Below are 16,256 nucleotides of genomic sequence, written 5' to 3'. Positions count from 1 at the left end.
AGTAACTGAGTCAGCATTCAGAACAGTTAGATTATGCGTATAATGTGCAAAAACATAGAAAAGAGTCGTGCTCATGCCACAAAGACTATTCAACATGCTTAATATACCAGCCAACAAATTCTTATTGCGTACATCACTGCCATCAATCTTGTCATTAAGCATGTTTGGTCTCAGTCTCGGAATCAGCTCAACAATTTTTGCTGCATCTATCAGCTATCAACAAGCTGAGCAAAGTGTGTTACAAGACTCGTATAGCACACAGGCCACCCAAGCCTTACAACAAGCCTCAAAACTAGAGGCTGAAGCGGTCAAAGGTTTGGGGCTCCCCCGTATTGATCTGAACGTACGTGCTTATGCTTTTCATAATGAGCTCGATGTGCCTCTGGGTGCACTCAAAAATAATTTAGAACACACACTGACTGATGGCGTAGCCACGAAAATTGATGAGTGGCAAAACACCTATCCAAATGTGGGCGATTTAAGTAGTTTAGAGCAAGGTATTGATCAAACCATTCACAAAGGTGTCGGGCTTATTCCGAATAGCTCGCAAATTACCTTAGAAGATCAAGTCATACGCCCGACCATTTCTGCAATGATGCCGCTTTATACAGGTGGGTTAACCTCAAGTGCAAAACAGGTCGCCAATATCAAAGCAAAACGTAGCGAACTCAATACGAAACAACAGCAAGACCTACAACGCTTTGAGCTGATTCAAGCCTATTTCAATGTTCAACTGCAAAAACAGTTACTCGCGTCTAGCAAATATAATTGGCATGCGATGCAAAAACACTATGACAATGCACTTAAACTTGAACAACAGGGCTTTATTAGTAAAGGCCAGCGCATGCAATTTGAAGTGGCAAAAAACAATGCACAGCGCAGTGAACAAGCCAGTCAGGCCAATTTAAAAGCCAGTTTATTTCAACTGAATAACCTTTTGCAAAGCAGTCAAATTACTGAGCTCACTACACCACTCTTTATTAACAGTAGCCAAAACCAAGATTTAAATAGCCTACTCAAGTCATATGCAGATCAATCGGCTTTAGTACAAAAACTGCAAATGGACACTCAATTGGCACAAGCCAATGTCACCGCACAAAACGCCGCCAAGAAACCACATATTTTTGCCTTTGGTGAATACAGTCTAGACGATAAAAATAACTGGATCGTTGGCTTAGCCGCACAGTACAATCTGTTCTCAGGCATTGATAAAAACAAAAATGTCCAAGCAGCAGAGTTACAACGCTACGCTTCTGAACTGATGACAGCACGGACTAAACAAGAAATTGAAAATGTGATTTATAAATCGTATAGCGAAGCCACCACAGCGCAGCAAAGTGATCTGTTATTAGAGCAAAATATAAAAGCAGCACAAGAAAATTTACGTATACAAGAACTGTCCTTTAAAGAAGATATGGGAACAGCGACCCAAGTGATCGATGCACAAAATATGCTCAGTGCTTTAAAAGCAGAAACCGCACTGAATGCCTATAAATATGTCATGTCACTGGCGACGCTTCTACAAAGTCATGGTTCGATCCATCAGTTCCAAACTTATCTTCTGCAACCCAATACGCGATTTATTCGTTAATTCTTTGATGAGAGCCATTTAATGAATCAAGATCAAAACCAATCTGATCCGCAAAAACCTGAAAAACAAGAAGATCAAGCGGTGCCATCAAAAGAGGAATTAACCACAAATGATACTCAAGAGCAGTCACAGACTGAGAGCGAACAGACTGAGCCAACATCAGTCAATACGAACACAGAACAAAAGTCCAAAGCGATCAAGCTAATTGGGGGCCTTTCTCTTATTATTCTATTCATCGTTATTGCTTTTGGACTGTGGAAGGCCTATCAACCGAAAACAGTTGAAATCCAAGGTCGGGTTGAGGCAGAAACGATCCATGTCAGTACCAAAGTGCCCAGTCGAATTGATGAAATTTATGTCCATGACGGACAGAAGATCAGTAAAAACCAAGAACTCGTTCGACTGTATAGCCCTGAAGTCGATGCCAAAAAACAGCAAGCACTGGCCAGCTTACAGGCTGCTTTAGCACTCCAATCCACCGCTGAACGTGGCTCTCAGGAAGAAAATATTGCGAGTTTATACGCCAACTGGCAAGCACTGAAAGCACAGCAAGCTTTGGCACAAACCACCTATCAACGTGGTGCAAACTTGTACCAACAAGGTGTCATCTCACGCCAACGTCGCGATGAAATGCAAGCCGCAGCACAATCAGCCGCTCAAATGACAGAAGCGGCATATCAACAATATGCTCGGGCTGAACGTGGCAGCACGCCACAGCAAAAAAGTTCAGCAGATGCGCAAGTGCAAATTGCAAAAGCAGCTGTTGCTGAAGTCAATGCACTTGAAGCTGAAACCAAACTACTCTCACCTATTGACGGTACTGTCTCTAAAACTTATGGCAAACCCTCTGAATTGGTAGCGATGGGGGTACCGATTGTGAGTATTATTCAAGATCGCGAGCTTTGGGTATCACTCAATATTCGTGAAGACCAATACGCCAACATCTATCAGGCAAAACAAATTGAAGGCTTTATTCCAGCCTTAAACCTACATACCAACTTTAATATTAAGAATATTGATGCCGAAGGCGAATTTGCCACCATTAAGACCACACGCCAAACAGGAGGCTATGACATTCGTAGCTTTAAAGTTCATTTGACACCTGCGCAAGCCATTCCAGACCTAAAAGTTGGCATGAGTGTGTTGTTTAAAGTCAAAGAGAGCAAATAATGCTAAGTGGACTACTGCGGGAACTGAACTATTTACTCAAGCATAAGTGGGATTTATGTTTAGTCACGCTTGCCCCACTGTTTATTATCGTACTGTTTTCCAGTATGTTTGCCCAAGGTAAACCTGAACATTTGCCTATTGCGATTATTGATCAGGACCAAAGTGAGCTAAGCCAAAACATACAGCGCTACTTAAGACTCAACCATACTTTAGATATCGCCATCGTCAGTGATCAAAATACTGAAGTCGAAAAGTTACTGAACCAAACCAAAGTTTGGGGTTACGTCAGTATTCCCAATGGTGCCGAACAACGTTTTGTTCAAGCTAAAGATGCTGAAATCAGCATCGCCTATAACCAAAGTTACTTTAGTGTGGGGAACACCATTTCATCAGCCATGTTACTCAGCACAGTTGAAGCAATGGCAGACTATGCTGGTGAAAGCTATTTAGAAAATACGATCCCTTATTTAGATGTACCTACACCACACGTTAAAATTTCGACCTTATACAACCCAAATTTGAGTTATGAGTTCTATTTAGAACCCTTTATGATTCCTGCAATTTTGCATTTACTACTCTGCTGCTGTGTCGCATTTTCAGTCGGCCAAGAATTTAAGTTTCATACAGCGCAAAATTGGCTAAACAACCAATCTGCTTTTAAAGCCATCCTCACGAAAAACCTGACCTATGTACTTATTTTTAGCTTATGGACATGGGCGTGGATGTTTTGGCTGATTGAGATTCGCGGTTGGTTTATTGCAGGTCAACTTTGGTTGATCATGTTGGGACAGCTTTTATTTTATAGTGCCTATGCCTTAATCAGTAGCACCATTGTTTTAGCCACCAACAACTTATCCAAAACCTTTGGTTTAATTGCTGTGTACGGCGGCTCATCACTCAGTTTTGCAGGAGTGACTCTCCCCTTAAATAACGCACCACTGTTTACCAAATTTTGGGCCAATATTATCCCTTACACACCTTATGCCAAACTACAAACCGAACAATGGGTCATTGGTAGCCCAATCAGTTCATCCCTTTTGCCTTTACTCATACTTATCCTCTATGTGGTCTTTTACGCTGTAACCTCTGTCCTGCTCCTCAAAAAACAAATCAAAGGAGCAGTGTCATGAAGTCATTTTTGCACTATTACATCAAGACATTTAAAGACATTATCGCTAATCAATCGATTTTAACCACGCTCATCCTCTCGGTGATTTTCTATAGTGTTTTCTATCCGACTGCCTACAAAGCACAGCAAGCAGAAGCTTTGCCCATTGTGATTGTGGATGAAGAACAAAGTATCGTGACCAATAACATCATTCAGCAAGTTTCGCTCAGTCCAAATGTTGAAGTGAAAGCTGTGACAGGCAATTTCCTCGATGCTGAAAATATGATTAAACAACAGCAAGCCGATGGTATTTTGCTCTTACCCGAAAATCTTTCCAATAGTCTTCGGCATGGCGAAGTCGGGGGGATTGGGCTCTATCTCAGCGCGGCAAACTTTTTAAAAACCAAGCAAATTGGACTAGGTCTCGCTACCTCAATTGAAAATGCTGTACGCGAGCATGTGGAAAAATTTGGCAATATTTCGCACTTTTCTCCAGCCATTTCCATTCATCAAACGCCACTTTTTAACACCATGTCGGGTTATGGCAGTTATATTTTCCCCGCCATTGCTCCGCTGATTATTCATCAAACCATCGTACTCGGTTTAGGGATGTTATTGGCCGGATACCGCGAACAGAAATGGCAACCAACGACGATGGAATTTTTTGCGATTTTTTGCGCAATTCTGACCATTGGTATGCTCGGTTGTTTATATTTATTTGGCTTTATTTATTGGTTAAATGACTACCCACATGGGGGAAATTTTAGTGGTATGTTACTGGCCGTGCCGGTTTTTATTGGCTGTATCGTGGCTTTAGGCATGTTGATTTCAACATTTTTCGATATGCCTGAACGTGCAGGACATGTCATTGTATTTACCTCTATTCCGCTATTTCTACTTTCAGGAACAGCATGGCCACACGCCGCAATGCCCCTGTGGATGCAACACTTGGGCAATGTTTTGCCATCGACCCAAGGGATTCAAATGTTTATTCAACTGAACCAAATGGGTGTACCAACTGCACTTATTCTGTCGAAACTACTGTATCTCTTTGTGTTTGGTATAGCTTGTGCAGCATTTGCTTATTGGCGTCTCAAGCATCACTAAATTTTAGAACGACGTATTGATAGCAATCCTACCCATTTAATCCGTTAAAGCCCCATAAAGTTTGACATCAAAGCTGCGAATTTTTGTGCTTCCGCCGGCTTTGTCAAAACCAACATCATATTGAACTAGGTTTTTATTGCTATAAGCATACTCATAGGTAACTGCATACAAACTTGGTTTTTCCGTCGATTTTTCAATGTGTTTCGATACAATTTTTTGAGTCGTTATGGCTTGTTTAGGAATCGATTTTGAAAATTTGCGCATGTCTTTTTCATGAGTTTTAAATTTACGCTGTAACTCTGGCTCAAAATAAGTATAGAGCTGTGGAAAATCGCCCTGAGTAAAGGCTTGATAAGCTTGCTGAGCTACTTTCTCTTGAGCAGGACTCGGATTTGGGATCGAATCCAATGCCTGTTGTGCCAATTTATCACACGCTGTTAAAGCCAAAGCACAACTCAAAACCAGTAATTTTGCTTTCATAAAATCTTATCCACCACTCGGTCATCGCCAATATGAAAAAGGACGCCGAAGCGCCCTTTTCTTTTTCATTCAGTTAGTCTTCGTTCGATGTATTGGTATCTGTTGTATTTTCAGATGCATCTACATTTACTTCGTCAACCACAGTTTCTTCAGTTGTTTCAATAGAAGCATCTAAAATATCATCTTCGACTTCAACTGCTTCAACAGCAACGACACCGACCAAGATTTCTTCATTACCTAAACGAATCAGACGTACACCTTGTGCATTACGACCCGTTCTAGCAACTTCAGAGGCACGAGTACGAACTAAAGTACCGCCATCAGAAATCAACATCAACTCTTTAGATTCATCAATGGCAACCGCACCGACCAACTCACCGTTACGTTCAGATGTTTTGATTGCAATGACACCTTTACCGCCACGTTTCTTGGTTGGGAAGTCATCTACTGGCGTACGTTTACCATAACCATTTGCAGAAGCACACAGTACTTCGCCAGTTTCAGGTACAACAACTAATGAAACAATACGGCTCGCCACATTTAAATCAGAAGATTCTTCATCATCTGAATCTGTGTCGGTTTCAACATCATCTGCGGTCTGGGCTGCAGCTAAAGTGACACGCATACCACGTACCCCTTTTGCAGTTCGTCCCATCACACGTGCATCAGTTTCAGAGAAGCGGATTGCTTTACCTTCATTTGAGAACAACATGATTTGCTGTTCGCCATCGGTGATTGCAACACCAATCAAGGTATCTTCTTCTTTTAGCTCAATTGCACGTAAACCGTTTGAACGAACATTACTAAATTGCTCTAATTCAACACGCTTGACTGTACCAGATGCTGTTGCCATAAATACAAAGAAATTCTTACGCATTTTCTCTGCAAGATCAGCAAATTCAACAACCGTTTCATTGTCTAAATCAGTTGTTGAAAGCTCAACACCCAACTCTTTCAATTGCTTATGTAATGCATCAGAAAGTTCATCAGCATCTTCAGCCAACTCATCGAATGAAGCTTTTAATGCTTCATAATGCGCGTCGATAATACTATTTTCACGTAATGTCGCGACATTGCTACGCACAAAGTTTTTGAACTCAGCTAAGCGTTCTTTAAATTTCTTCGGCGCATCAATCATCGGAAGAATTGCTGTGATTGTCTCATCGGCATCCAGTGGCAATAAGTTCACCATTGGACGACCTTTTGAACCACGCGACGCTTGAGGCACTTCAAACACTTTCAGGCGATAGACTTTACCAACATTGGTAAAGCACAGTACTGTGGCATGGTTAGAGGTCACAATCAGATGCTGGATGTAATCATCTTCTTTCATCGATGTTGCAGATTTACCACGTCCACCACGACGCTGCGCAGCATAGTCTGAAAGTGGTTGAGTTTTCGCATAACCTGTTTTTGAAACAGTCAGTACCACTTGCTCTTCAGGAATTAAATCTTCACGCGAGAAGTCAATACGAGACTCGACAATTGCGGTACGACGAGCATCACCGTATTGTTGCAAAATTAAAGCTAATTCTTCTTTAATCACGCCCATCAATAAATTGAAGTCATTGAGAATCGCTGTGAGTTCAGTAATTTGACCTAAAATTTCAGTATATTCAGCTTGCAACTTGTCTTGTTCAAGACCCGTTAAACGGTGCAAACGAAGCTCAAGAATCGCACCCACTTGTGCAGGCGATAAACGATAAATCTGACCATCTAAACCAAACGGACGACTTGGGTCTTCACCTTCAATTTCGTCGGGACGTACAGAAACAGAACCTGCTTTTTCAAGCAATGCAATCACATTGCCTGCTGCCCACTCACCCGCTTGTAAACGCTCACGCGCCTCAGCCGGGTTTGCAGAAGTTTTAATGGTTTCAATAATCGCATCAATATTTGCTAATGCTACCGTCAAACCTTCTAAAATATGGCCACGTTCACGTGCTTTGCGCAACTCAAACATAGTACGACGCGTCACCACTTCTTGGCGGTGACGAATAAATGCCGCAATAATGTCTTTCAAGTTCATTAACTTTGGCTGACCGTTGTCTAGGCATACCATGTTAATGCTGAAAGAGTTTTCCAACTGCGTGTTTTGGAATAAGTTATTTACCACGACTTCAGCGTTTTCACCACGTTTTAAGTCGATGGCAATACGCATCCCATCTTTGTCAGATTCGTCACGTAGCTCAGAAATACCTTCCAGTTTTTTCTCTTTCACCAACTCAGCGATACGTTCAATGGTTTTCGCTTTGTTGACTTGATATGGAATTTCTGTGAAAACGATCGTGGTACGACCTGTTTTTTGGTCTTCTTCAAAGTGGTATTTACCACGAATATGCAAACGACCTTTACCCGTACGGTAAGCATCAACAATGCCCGCTTTACCGTAAATAATGCCACCTGTAGGAAAATCTGGACCCGAAATATATTCCATCAATCCTTCAATTGAAATATTTGGGTTTTCAGCATAAGCCAAACAAGCGTTCACCACTTCAGTCATGTTGTGCGGCGCCATATTGGTCGCCATACCCACAGCAATACCTGTTGTACCGTTAATCAGTAAGTTAGGAATACGCGTTGGCATCACTTGCGGAATGCGTTCAGAACCGTCGTAGTTGTCTTCCCAATCCACCGTATCTTTTTCAAGATCGGCAAGGATTTCATGAGTCAACTTACGCATACGAACTTCGGTATAACGCATCGCAGCTGCGCTATCACCATCGACCGAACCAAAGTTACCCTGACCATCAACCAATTGATAACGCAAGCTAAAGTCTTGAGCCATACGAACAATGGTTTCATAAACAGCATAATCACCGTGTGGGTGATATTTACCGATCACATCACCAACCACGCGGGCAGACTTTTTATAAGCTTTGTTGTAGTCATTACCCAATTCGTGCATTGCATAAAGCACACGACGATGAACAGGTTTTAGACCATCTCGGACATCTGGCAAAGCACGAGAAACAATCACGCTCATTGCATAGTCAAGATACGAGTTCTTGAGTTCATCCTCAATCGCAATCGGTCTGATTTCCGATACGCTCATGCATACTCCTTATTCTACAAACGTAAAACCGCTTGCATTTATATGTCGTAAAACTTGCAAAATTATTAGTTCAAAATACTGAACTAAAAACTGAAATATAGCCGTAAATTATAACATAAACACTCTAATTTTTGTGTCACGTCACCACAGTTAATCTCGTTAATTTTCTTTAATTTAGGGGTTATTTTTTACACATGTATAGGATGGACATTTACAGCTCCATCACATTCCCTGTTAACGTTTCATAAGATGCAAAAAAGCCCTCATTTTTGAGAGCTTTAAGCCATGTCTTGCCTATCTTTAGACTTACTGATCGATCTCTTGCTTATCGCGCCGCATAATATGAAATGCCACCATAAACAAGCCCAATATTAAAGGAAACTCATATAGCTCCTCCATAAGGTCTTTATATGCAATCTGATGTAAGAAAATTCCACCATAAATGCGACTGTGTTCAATGCCGTCAGAAATAATCAAACCCAACACCGTGAGCAGCATTGCCCAAGCAGGTATCGTAATGTTCTTCATTTTTGTCGCAATCTCATGGCGCAATGGTTTAACCAACAACATAAATACGACTGAACCAATCAAAACTACCGAGATGCCACGAAAATATACTTTTGGGACTTCAGGGAAATAGTCTCTACCCCAACTGGTGCTACGTCCAAACAAAAGCAACCACCACAACACAGCCCAGATCCAAAAATACTTTTTACCATCAGGAAGATGCATCGGTTGCATGTAAAAATAGCTAAATACAGCAAATATCAATAAAAGTAACGCTTGAATATTTTCCACGCCACGTACAACAGCACCACCTAAAAGTGGAAACTGCAGATCAGCTAAAAATGGAAAAATTAGACACAGAACAGCAAGGATCAGAACAAACCAAGATACACGCGTATTAATCAGCAAGATTACAACTCCCAACTTAACAAAAAATGTTTTGTGTAAGTTAAGCTTAAAAATGGATGGCAAATAGTATCATAAATCTGAATATTCAGATGCACATTCATCTTAAGAAATGCTTAAATTTTCAGATTACAATGATTTAAAACAACAAAACACCAATAAGTTATTTCATTCTTCATTTGCATAAAGGCAGTATGCATTATCAAACAAAGCGCACATAAAAAAACGCCCCTTTCGGAGCGTTTTTGAAACATTGTTAGGGATTAGATTTTAGATACTAATTCTGGAACAACGGTATTCAAATCACCTACTAACCAGTAATCTGCTACTGCATTGATAGGCGCTTCTTCGTCTTTGTTGATCGCAACGATCACTTTAGAGTCTTTCATACCTGCCAAGTGCTGGATCGCACCAGAGATACCTACAGCGATATACAGATCAGGCGCAACAATTTTACCTGTTTGACCTACTTGCATGTCGTTTGGAACGAAACCAGCGTCAACTGCAGCACGTGATGCACCTTGTGCTGCACCAAGTTTGTCAGCCAATGGGTCAAGAACAGTATGGTAGTTCTCACCTGAACCCACACCACGACCACCTGAAACCACGATACGCGCAGCAGTTAATTCTGGGCGTTCAGATTTTACGATCTCTTCAGCAACAAACTTAGAAATACCCGCATCTTTTGCTTCGCTTACAGCTTCAACCGCAGCAGAACCACCTTCAGCAGCGACAGGGTCAAATGCCGTACCACGTACAGTACCAACAATGATTGCTTCATCAGACTGAACTGTTGCAATCGCGTTACCTGCATAGATTGGACGCTTAAATGTATTTGCAGATTCAACAGCAATGATGTCTGTAATCATGCTCACGTCAAGAAGTGCAGCCACACGTGGAAGAATATTCTTACCCGTTGTAGTTGATGCAGCCAATACGTGTTTGAAACCACCTTTAGCAATATCTGCAACCAAAGCTGCAACATTTTCAGCCAATTGGTTTGCGTAAACTGCGTTATCAGCAAGTAATACTTTGCTTACACCCGCAACTTTTGCAGCAGCATCAGCAACTGCTTGAGCGCCAGAACCAGCAACCAATACAGTGATATCACCACCGATTTTTTGCGCTGCAGCAACAACGTTTAAAGTAGCAGCGTTAAGTGCTTTGTTGTCGTGCTCAGCGATTACTAAAATACTCATGATTTTTATCCTTCTGTATTAGATCACTTTCGCTTCATTTTTTAGTTTTTCTACAAGCTCGTCTACAGACTTCACTTGTACGCCAGCTTTACGCTCTGCAGGAGATTCAACTTTTACTGTTTTCAGTTTAGTTGTAGTAGTTACACCGAAATCTGCAGGTGACTTGGTATCAAGCGGTTTTTTACGCGCTTTCATGATGTTTGGAAGAGCAGCATAACGTGGCTCGTTTAAACGCAAGTCAGTGGTGATGATCGCTGGAAGCGATAATTCAACAGTTTGTAGACCACCGTCAATTTCACGAGTTACTTGTACTTTGTCGCCTTCAACTTTAACTTCAGAAGCAAAGGTACCTTGACCTGCACCTAGAAGCGCACCAAGCATTTGGCCAACTTGGTTAGAGTCATCATCAATTGCTTGCTTACCAAGAAGAATCAACTGAGGTTGTTCAGCGTCAACAACGCCTTTCAACACTTTCGCAATTTCTAATGCACCCAGCTGGCTGTCATCAGCTTCAACTAAAATACCACGGTCAGCACCAAGCGCCATTGCAGAACGGATTTGCTCTTGCGCTTCTTTAGGACCAATAGAAACTACAATGATTTCTGAAACAGTTCCTTTTTCTTTTAAGCGAACCGCTTCTTCCACTGCGATTTCACAGAATGGGTTAATTGACATTTTAACGTTGGTTAAGTCAACACCACTGTTGTCCGGCTTAACGCGAACTTTAACGTTGGCATCAACCACACGTTTTACAGCAACAAGAGCCTTCATGTAATCCTCGGCTGTTTTAGCAAATGTAAATGTTGAGAAAAGTTAGTTTAACTCTTCACTTAAATTTTTTTAGGTGCCCTATCTTGCAATGTGTATGGCATTTCGGTCAAGTCACAATTCACCAAAGAGCTGTAAAAATGCGTAAATTTAGCTGAACGACGCGTTCATAATTTTTTGTACGCACTATATTTGCACAAAATCGGACTCAGATTAAGTTATGATTTTTATTATATTTTTAGCTGATTTACATTATTCAAAGATTTGATTTCTTTTCTCTAATATTCACCATTAAATATATTATTGACTGTCTGTTCACATCTTTATCAGGCTTCATAAATCTGTCATTTAAGATAGATCACACATCCCTAGATTCAAATACTAATTATTCTAGACATACGATGACACAATATTGCTGTTTAATTAGCCAATCCAAAAAAATTCCTCAAAAAAAGCATGCCATTCTGACATGCTTCTCTGGGTTTAATTGGCAATCAGCCATGTCGCGGCCAATGCCAACAGCCCACCTGAAGTACCATCAATCCATTTTTGCTTACGTTCATCTATTGGGGCCTTCTGTGTCAGTTTTGCAAAAACCAGACTCAAACTACAGTAGACCACAAAAATCATCGCGATAAAGAGTAAAGATAAAATCAAACCTTGACTGACAGTGTTGGCAGATTTATCAATAAATTGCGGCAAGATTGCAAAATAGATAAGCATACCTTTGGGATTTAATAGTGCGGTAAAAAAGCCTTTTTTGATCGGGTTATTTTCCGTTTTTCGGTCTAGTTGCAATTTTTTAGTGCTAAAAACCGACTTTAATAAACCAAAGGCTAAATACAACAAATATGCAATGCCCAACCAGCGGATGGTTTCAAATAAAAGTGGGAAAGACACAATAATAGCAGCAATACCTAAAGCCACTAAAATTGAATGTAGTAAATAGCCTGTACATACGCCGACAGTCGCCATCATGCCTGCTTTTGCATCTTTGCCCATAACTTGAGACAGAATAAATAACATATCTGGCCCAGGTGTAAAAATCAGCGGCAGCACGGTCAGTGCAAAGAGTACATATACAGACATTTCCTTTCCCCTTTCATCCATTAGAAAGTGAAAATTAGTATGTGCGAAATAATACAAAATTGGCTTTCAATTTATTCTATAATAAAACGTATTTTTCAAATTATATTCTAAGATATGAAACAATCACCAAAGTCTGTGCGCATAAAACTTGACCGTATTGATAAAAATATCATTCGCCACTTACAAGACAATGGTCGTATTCAAAATAATGACTTAGCACGCGAAATCGGTCTATCACCATCTTCATGCCTAAGACGCGTCAAACTATTAGAAGAAGCAGGTGTTATTCAAAATTATACTACAGTGGTCGATCCACAAAAAATTGGCCTTCAACTGATTCTGTTCTCGCGTATTTGGCTAGTCGGTCAAGATGCCGAAACCATCGACACCTTTATTGAAGCCATGAAAGAGCTCCCTCAAGTCATGGAATGCTACATTATTTTAGGGGAATGCGATGCAATGCTGAAAGTTGTAGTGCCTGATTTAGAAAGTTATCGCGAGTTCCAATCCACACATTTAACCAAAAAGAATGGCATTACCAGTGTCAAAACAGACTTGCCAAGTCAAATCATTAAACAAAGTTTCCAACTGCCGCTTGATGAAATCTAATGTCAGCGCATTTAAATTTTGCGATAGAAACGGCGCGTTTACGTCTAAGAGTTTGGCGCGCAGATGACTTTCCTGCATTTGCTAAGTTAAATGCCGATGCTCAAGTGATGTATTATTTTCCTAGTCCACTCACGCAAACAGAAAGCGATGCTCTTGCGCAAACGTTTCAGCAATTCATCAGTCAAAATGGTTGGGGCTTTTGGGCAGTCGAACTGAAGCATAGTCAAGAGTTCATTGGATTTACAGGCTTACATGCTCAATCTGAGTGCTTTGATTTTTCACCCTGTGTCGAAATTGGTTGGCGATTGAAGTCGAAGTTTTGGCATCAGGGTTATGCCACAGAAGCTGCACAGGCTTGTCTATATTTTGCTTTTTCGGTTTTAAACTTGGATGAGGTTGTTGCTTTTACCGCAGTTCAAAATAGCGCTTCTGAAGCGGTAATGAAACATCTCGGCATGCAACATCGTGGCTATTTTAATCATCCTAAACTCGACCAAAATAGCCCACTGCTTCGACATACACTCTATGCTATTAAGCCAACTGACTTTCTAAAAAATCACGATGAATATGACTTAAATCAATCAATTCATATTGTCCAAGATTAAAAATTTTCCAGACTTCAAGAAAGTCATCTTTCAAATCAATGCTATTTGAGGGCTGTGCAGTCGCTTGCCACTGTAAATCGGAAATCCATAAATAGTATTGCCCAGTCTCTGCATTAAAAGCCTGAACTTTACCTGCCGCATTGACGCCTTGAACAAATGCATTTTCAGGCAGTACAGGTTCAATATTGGATAAACTAATTTCAACAAAGTGTTTGACCTGACGCAAACCATAGCCCGCAAAAATTTCTTTTTGCGCGGAGCTGAGTTGATCATACTTTGCTTGTATATCTGAAATCATATACTGACCTATTTTCACATTTGTCATCTTCAATATAAGCTTAAATCTACCGTTTCATTAAACTGGAATATTCAGCCCATCCTCTTTTAAGTTTATACTCTATTTTTTGCCGATTTATTATTCTACAAAAGTTCATAATCACACTTTTTCTAACAAAAGTGAGCGATCATTGATACTTATTAATCAAGTTGATTAAAGCAAGAATAATGCCGAATCTCACAGGCGCCCTAGTGCGTACAATAGTTATCAACGGATGTGTTCACGCCGTTTGTTCTGACCTTTGGCATTTAACCTAAAACACAGCGCTATAGTGCATGCATTATGTGACACTATTTTTAAAGTATGAATAAACTAAGTTTTTACCTTTTGCTGTGCTCGTGGATGTGTCTGATCATACACTTGAGCCAGTCTGTCAAAATCGACATGGGTATAAATTTGGGTGGTACTTAAGTTACTGTGGCCTAACATTTCCTGCACTGCACGCAAGTCACCACTGTTTGACAGCATGTGACTAGCAAAACAATGACGGAGTAAGTGCGGATGCAGATCGATATTTACGCCCGCACGCTGTGCCTGAAACTTAACCCTATTTTCAATCTGGCGCATCCCCAAAGGATTGCCCTTTTGAGTAATAAAAACTTGTGCATCGGGCACAAAATCACCATTCCACAGCGGATAAATGCTCAGCCATTTCATTACTGCATCTTTGGCTTTAGAACCAAAAGGCACAACCCGAGTTTTATTCCCCTTACCTGTAATACGCAGTAACTGTCGGTTAAAGTCGATATCTTTAATTCTTAAACCTTGCACTTCCGCTAAGCGTAATCCACTGGCATAAAGCAACTCTAGCAAAGCTTTGTCTCGATACCACATTTGCTGTTCGACTTCTTTCTCAGGCAAGGCCTGATCCAAAATTTGATTGATAGTTTCAATGTCCACTAGCCCTGGTAAAGGGCGAGGTTTACGTTTGAGTTGAAAGTCATCGGCAGGATTAAAAGCCAAATGTTGCCCCTGCTCAGCCCATTTCATAAACTGACGAATAGAAGATAACATCCGCTGTAAACTACTGGAGCTCAACTGTTGATGTTCAACTTTTTGTGCAATAAATTCGCGTAAATCAGTGGCTTCAACATCGCCCAACTCAAGCTTTTTCTGTTCGCAAAATAGCAGAAAATCAGACACATCTCGTTCATAAGCCTGCAAAGTATGGGCAGACTGATTTTGTATTTCTCGTTGTTTTAACCACATCGCGAGCAGTTGCATGGGCTCAAAAGTCACAAGTCAGCCTCTATAGTTCTATTCTGTGGAAGATTGATTTTCTTTTGCATAGTAGCACTGTCTCAGCTCTTTATATGCCTATTTCATTTTTCATAAAAAAAGCACTGATGAATCAGTGCTTTTTGTTTGACGCTAAACTTAGTTTTGATAGTAACTCAGATCGATACGTCCTTCGTAGACATTTGAGGTTGGTCCCGTCATCCAAACCACTTCACCTTCACGCCATTCGATATGCAACTTACCGCCTGCCAATTCAATCTCAACAGATGAATCGAGTAAACCACGGCGCATACCTGAAATCGCAGCCGCACAAGCTCCTGTCCCACAGGCCAAGGTTTCGCCTACGCCGCGTTCAAACACACGTAAGCGCGCATGCTTTTCATCAATGATTTGCATAAACCCAGCATTCACACGCTGCGGAAAACGCTCATGCGATTCAACCTGAGAGCCTAGACGTGCAACATCAGCTGTAATCACGTCAGGAACGATAGTAACTGCATGAGGGTTACCCATATTCACCACATCAATGGTCAATTGCTCATTGTTCGCCAAAGCAATGTCATACAAAGCTTCAGGAGCATCCGCAATAAATGGAATTTCCTGTGGTAAGAATTTTGGATAGCCCATATTCACGCGTACCCAACCATTTTGACCGAGTTCGGGTTCTACAATCCCTGCCTTGGTTTGCACTTTAATCTTGGTTTTTGTAGTGAGCTGACGCTCATGTACAAAACGCGCAAAGCAGCGCACGCCATTACCACATTGCTCTACTTCAGAACCATCGGCATTGAAAATTCGGTATTTGAAATCAACATTCGGTAAATCAGGTGGCTCAACAATCAACAACTGATCAAAACCAATGCCGAAATGACGATCCGCCAAGCGCTGAATCGTGACAGCATCAAGGAATGCTCTTTGGCTGATTAAATCAACCACCATAAAGTCATTGCCTAGACCATGCATTTTGGTAAATTCTAATAACATCTT

The 16,256-nt window shown here is 40.9% G+C and carries 15 protein-coding genes; 6 read left to right on the top strand and 9 right to left on the bottom strand.

The features are described from left to right. Window positions 1-94: 94 nt before the first annotated feature. Genes ACG9ZB_RS01860 through ACG9ZB_RS01845 form a run of 4 tightly spaced genes read left to right on the top strand, consistent with a single transcriptional unit; the run spans window position 95 to window position 4,976 of the window. Window positions 95-1,591 carry a TolC family protein gene (locus ACG9ZB_RS01860; protein WP_419323708.1) on the top strand — a complete coding sequence of 499 codons (1,497 nt, stop codon included), beginning with the start codon at window positions 95-97 and terminating at the stop codon, window positions 1,589-1,591. Window positions 1,592-1,612: 21 nt separating this feature from the next. Next, window positions 1,613-2,761, top strand: coding sequence for an HlyD family secretion protein (locus tag ACG9ZB_RS01855; protein ID WP_419323706.1), 1,149 nt, complete (start codon window positions 1,613-1,615; stop codon window positions 2,759-2,761). Beyond that, on the top strand, window positions 2,761-3,891 hold the full coding sequence (locus tag ACG9ZB_RS01850) for an ABC transporter permease (RefSeq protein ID WP_419323704.1): 1,131 nt from the start codon (window positions 2,761-2,763) through the stop codon (window positions 3,889-3,891). Before ACG9ZB_RS01855 ends, ACG9ZB_RS01850 begins: the two co-directional genes overlap by 1 nt. Further along, window positions 3,888-4,976 (top strand): ABC transporter permease, encoded by a 1,089-nt coding sequence (locus ACG9ZB_RS01845; protein ID WP_419323702.1) that lies wholly within the window; start codon window positions 3,888-3,890, stop codon window positions 4,974-4,976. The genes ACG9ZB_RS01850 and ACG9ZB_RS01845 overlap by 4 nt, the downstream gene beginning before the upstream one ends. 36 nt (window positions 4,977-5,012) lie before the next feature. On the opposite strand, the gene ACG9ZB_RS01840 is transcribed toward ACG9ZB_RS01845, so the two are convergent. The 6 genes from ACG9ZB_RS01840 to ACG9ZB_RS01815 form a co-directional block, all read right to left on the bottom strand. After that, window positions 5,013-5,456: a DUF3887 domain-containing protein gene (locus ACG9ZB_RS01840; RefSeq protein WP_419323700.1), complete on the bottom strand. Its 444-nt coding sequence runs from the start codon at window positions 5,454-5,456 to the stop codon at window positions 5,013-5,015. A gap of 73 nt (window positions 5,457-5,529) precedes the next feature. Further along, window positions 5,530-8,511 carry a DNA gyrase subunit A gene (gene gyrA / locus ACG9ZB_RS01835; RefSeq protein WP_419323698.1) on the bottom strand — a complete coding sequence of 994 codons (2,982 nt, stop codon included), beginning with the start codon at window positions 8,509-8,511 and terminating at the stop codon, window positions 5,530-5,532. 306 nt (window positions 8,512-8,817) lie between these two features. Next, window positions 8,818-9,426 carry a hypothetical protein gene (locus tag ACG9ZB_RS01830; RefSeq protein ID WP_419323696.1) on the bottom strand — a complete coding sequence of 203 codons (609 nt, stop codon included), beginning with the start codon at window positions 9,424-9,426 and terminating at the stop codon, window positions 8,818-8,820. A gap of 260 nt (window positions 9,427-9,686) precedes the next feature. After that, complete coding sequence (locus ACG9ZB_RS01825; RefSeq protein ID WP_183172982.1) at window positions 9,687-10,622, bottom strand: FAD-binding protein; 936 nt, start codon at window positions 10,620-10,622, stop codon at window positions 9,687-9,689. An 18-nt stretch (window positions 10,623-10,640) separates the two neighbouring features. Next, complete coding sequence (locus tag ACG9ZB_RS01820; RefSeq protein ID WP_419323694.1) at window positions 10,641-11,393, bottom strand: electron transfer flavoprotein subunit beta/FixA family protein; 753 nt, start codon at window positions 11,391-11,393, stop codon at window positions 10,641-10,643. A 480-nt stretch (window positions 11,394-11,873) separates the two neighbouring features. Continuing rightward, the gene (locus ACG9ZB_RS01815) at window positions 11,874-12,479 is read right to left on the bottom strand and encodes a LysE family translocator (protein WP_125273272.1); all 606 of its coding nucleotides are present in this window, start codon (window positions 12,477-12,479) and stop codon (window positions 11,874-11,876) included. Between the two features lie 114 nt (window positions 12,480-12,593). Between ACG9ZB_RS01815 and ACG9ZB_RS01810 the strand changes: the two genes are divergently transcribed. Together ACG9ZB_RS01810 and ACG9ZB_RS01805 are read left to right on the top strand one after the other, a co-directional pair. After that, window positions 12,594-13,088: an Lrp/AsnC family transcriptional regulator gene (locus ACG9ZB_RS01810; RefSeq protein ID WP_004695793.1), complete on the top strand. Its 495-nt coding sequence runs from the start codon at window positions 12,594-12,596 to the stop codon at window positions 13,086-13,088. Continuing rightward, entirely contained in the window at window positions 13,088-13,693 is a 606-nt protein-coding gene (locus ACG9ZB_RS01805; protein WP_419323692.1) for a GNAT family N-acetyltransferase, read from the top strand. The genes ACG9ZB_RS01810 and ACG9ZB_RS01805 overlap by 1 nt, the downstream gene beginning before the upstream one ends. Here the strand turns inward: ACG9ZB_RS01805 and ACG9ZB_RS01800 are convergent. From ACG9ZB_RS01800 to dapF, 3 genes are all read right to left on the bottom strand, one after another. Further along, a complete protein-coding gene (locus ACG9ZB_RS01800; protein ID WP_419323691.1) occupies window positions 13,620-14,018 on the bottom strand; it encodes a hypothetical protein in 399 nt (132 codons plus the stop codon). The two genes, ACG9ZB_RS01805 and ACG9ZB_RS01800, sit on opposite strands and share 74 nt — an antisense overlap. A 324-nt stretch (window positions 14,019-14,342) precedes the next feature. Then, entirely contained in the window at window positions 14,343-15,254 is a 912-nt protein-coding gene (locus ACG9ZB_RS01795) for a tyrosine recombinase XerC (RefSeq protein ID WP_062033935.1), read from the bottom strand. 153 nt (window positions 15,255-15,407) lie between these two features. Next, a complete protein-coding gene (gene dapF, locus ACG9ZB_RS01790; protein WP_419323689.1) occupies window positions 15,408-16,253 on the bottom strand; it encodes a diaminopimelate epimerase in 846 nt (281 codons plus the stop codon). Window positions 16,254-16,256: the final 3 nt, after the last annotated feature.

It is taken from the genome of Acinetobacter johnsonii, assembly GCF_048551975.1.
Classification (GTDB): domain Bacteria; phylum Pseudomonadota; class Gammaproteobacteria; order Pseudomonadales; family Moraxellaceae; genus Acinetobacter; species Acinetobacter johnsonii_A.
The sequence above is the reverse complement of the archived record's forward strand: the minus strand, read 5'-3'. Positions and strand labels throughout refer to the sequence as shown.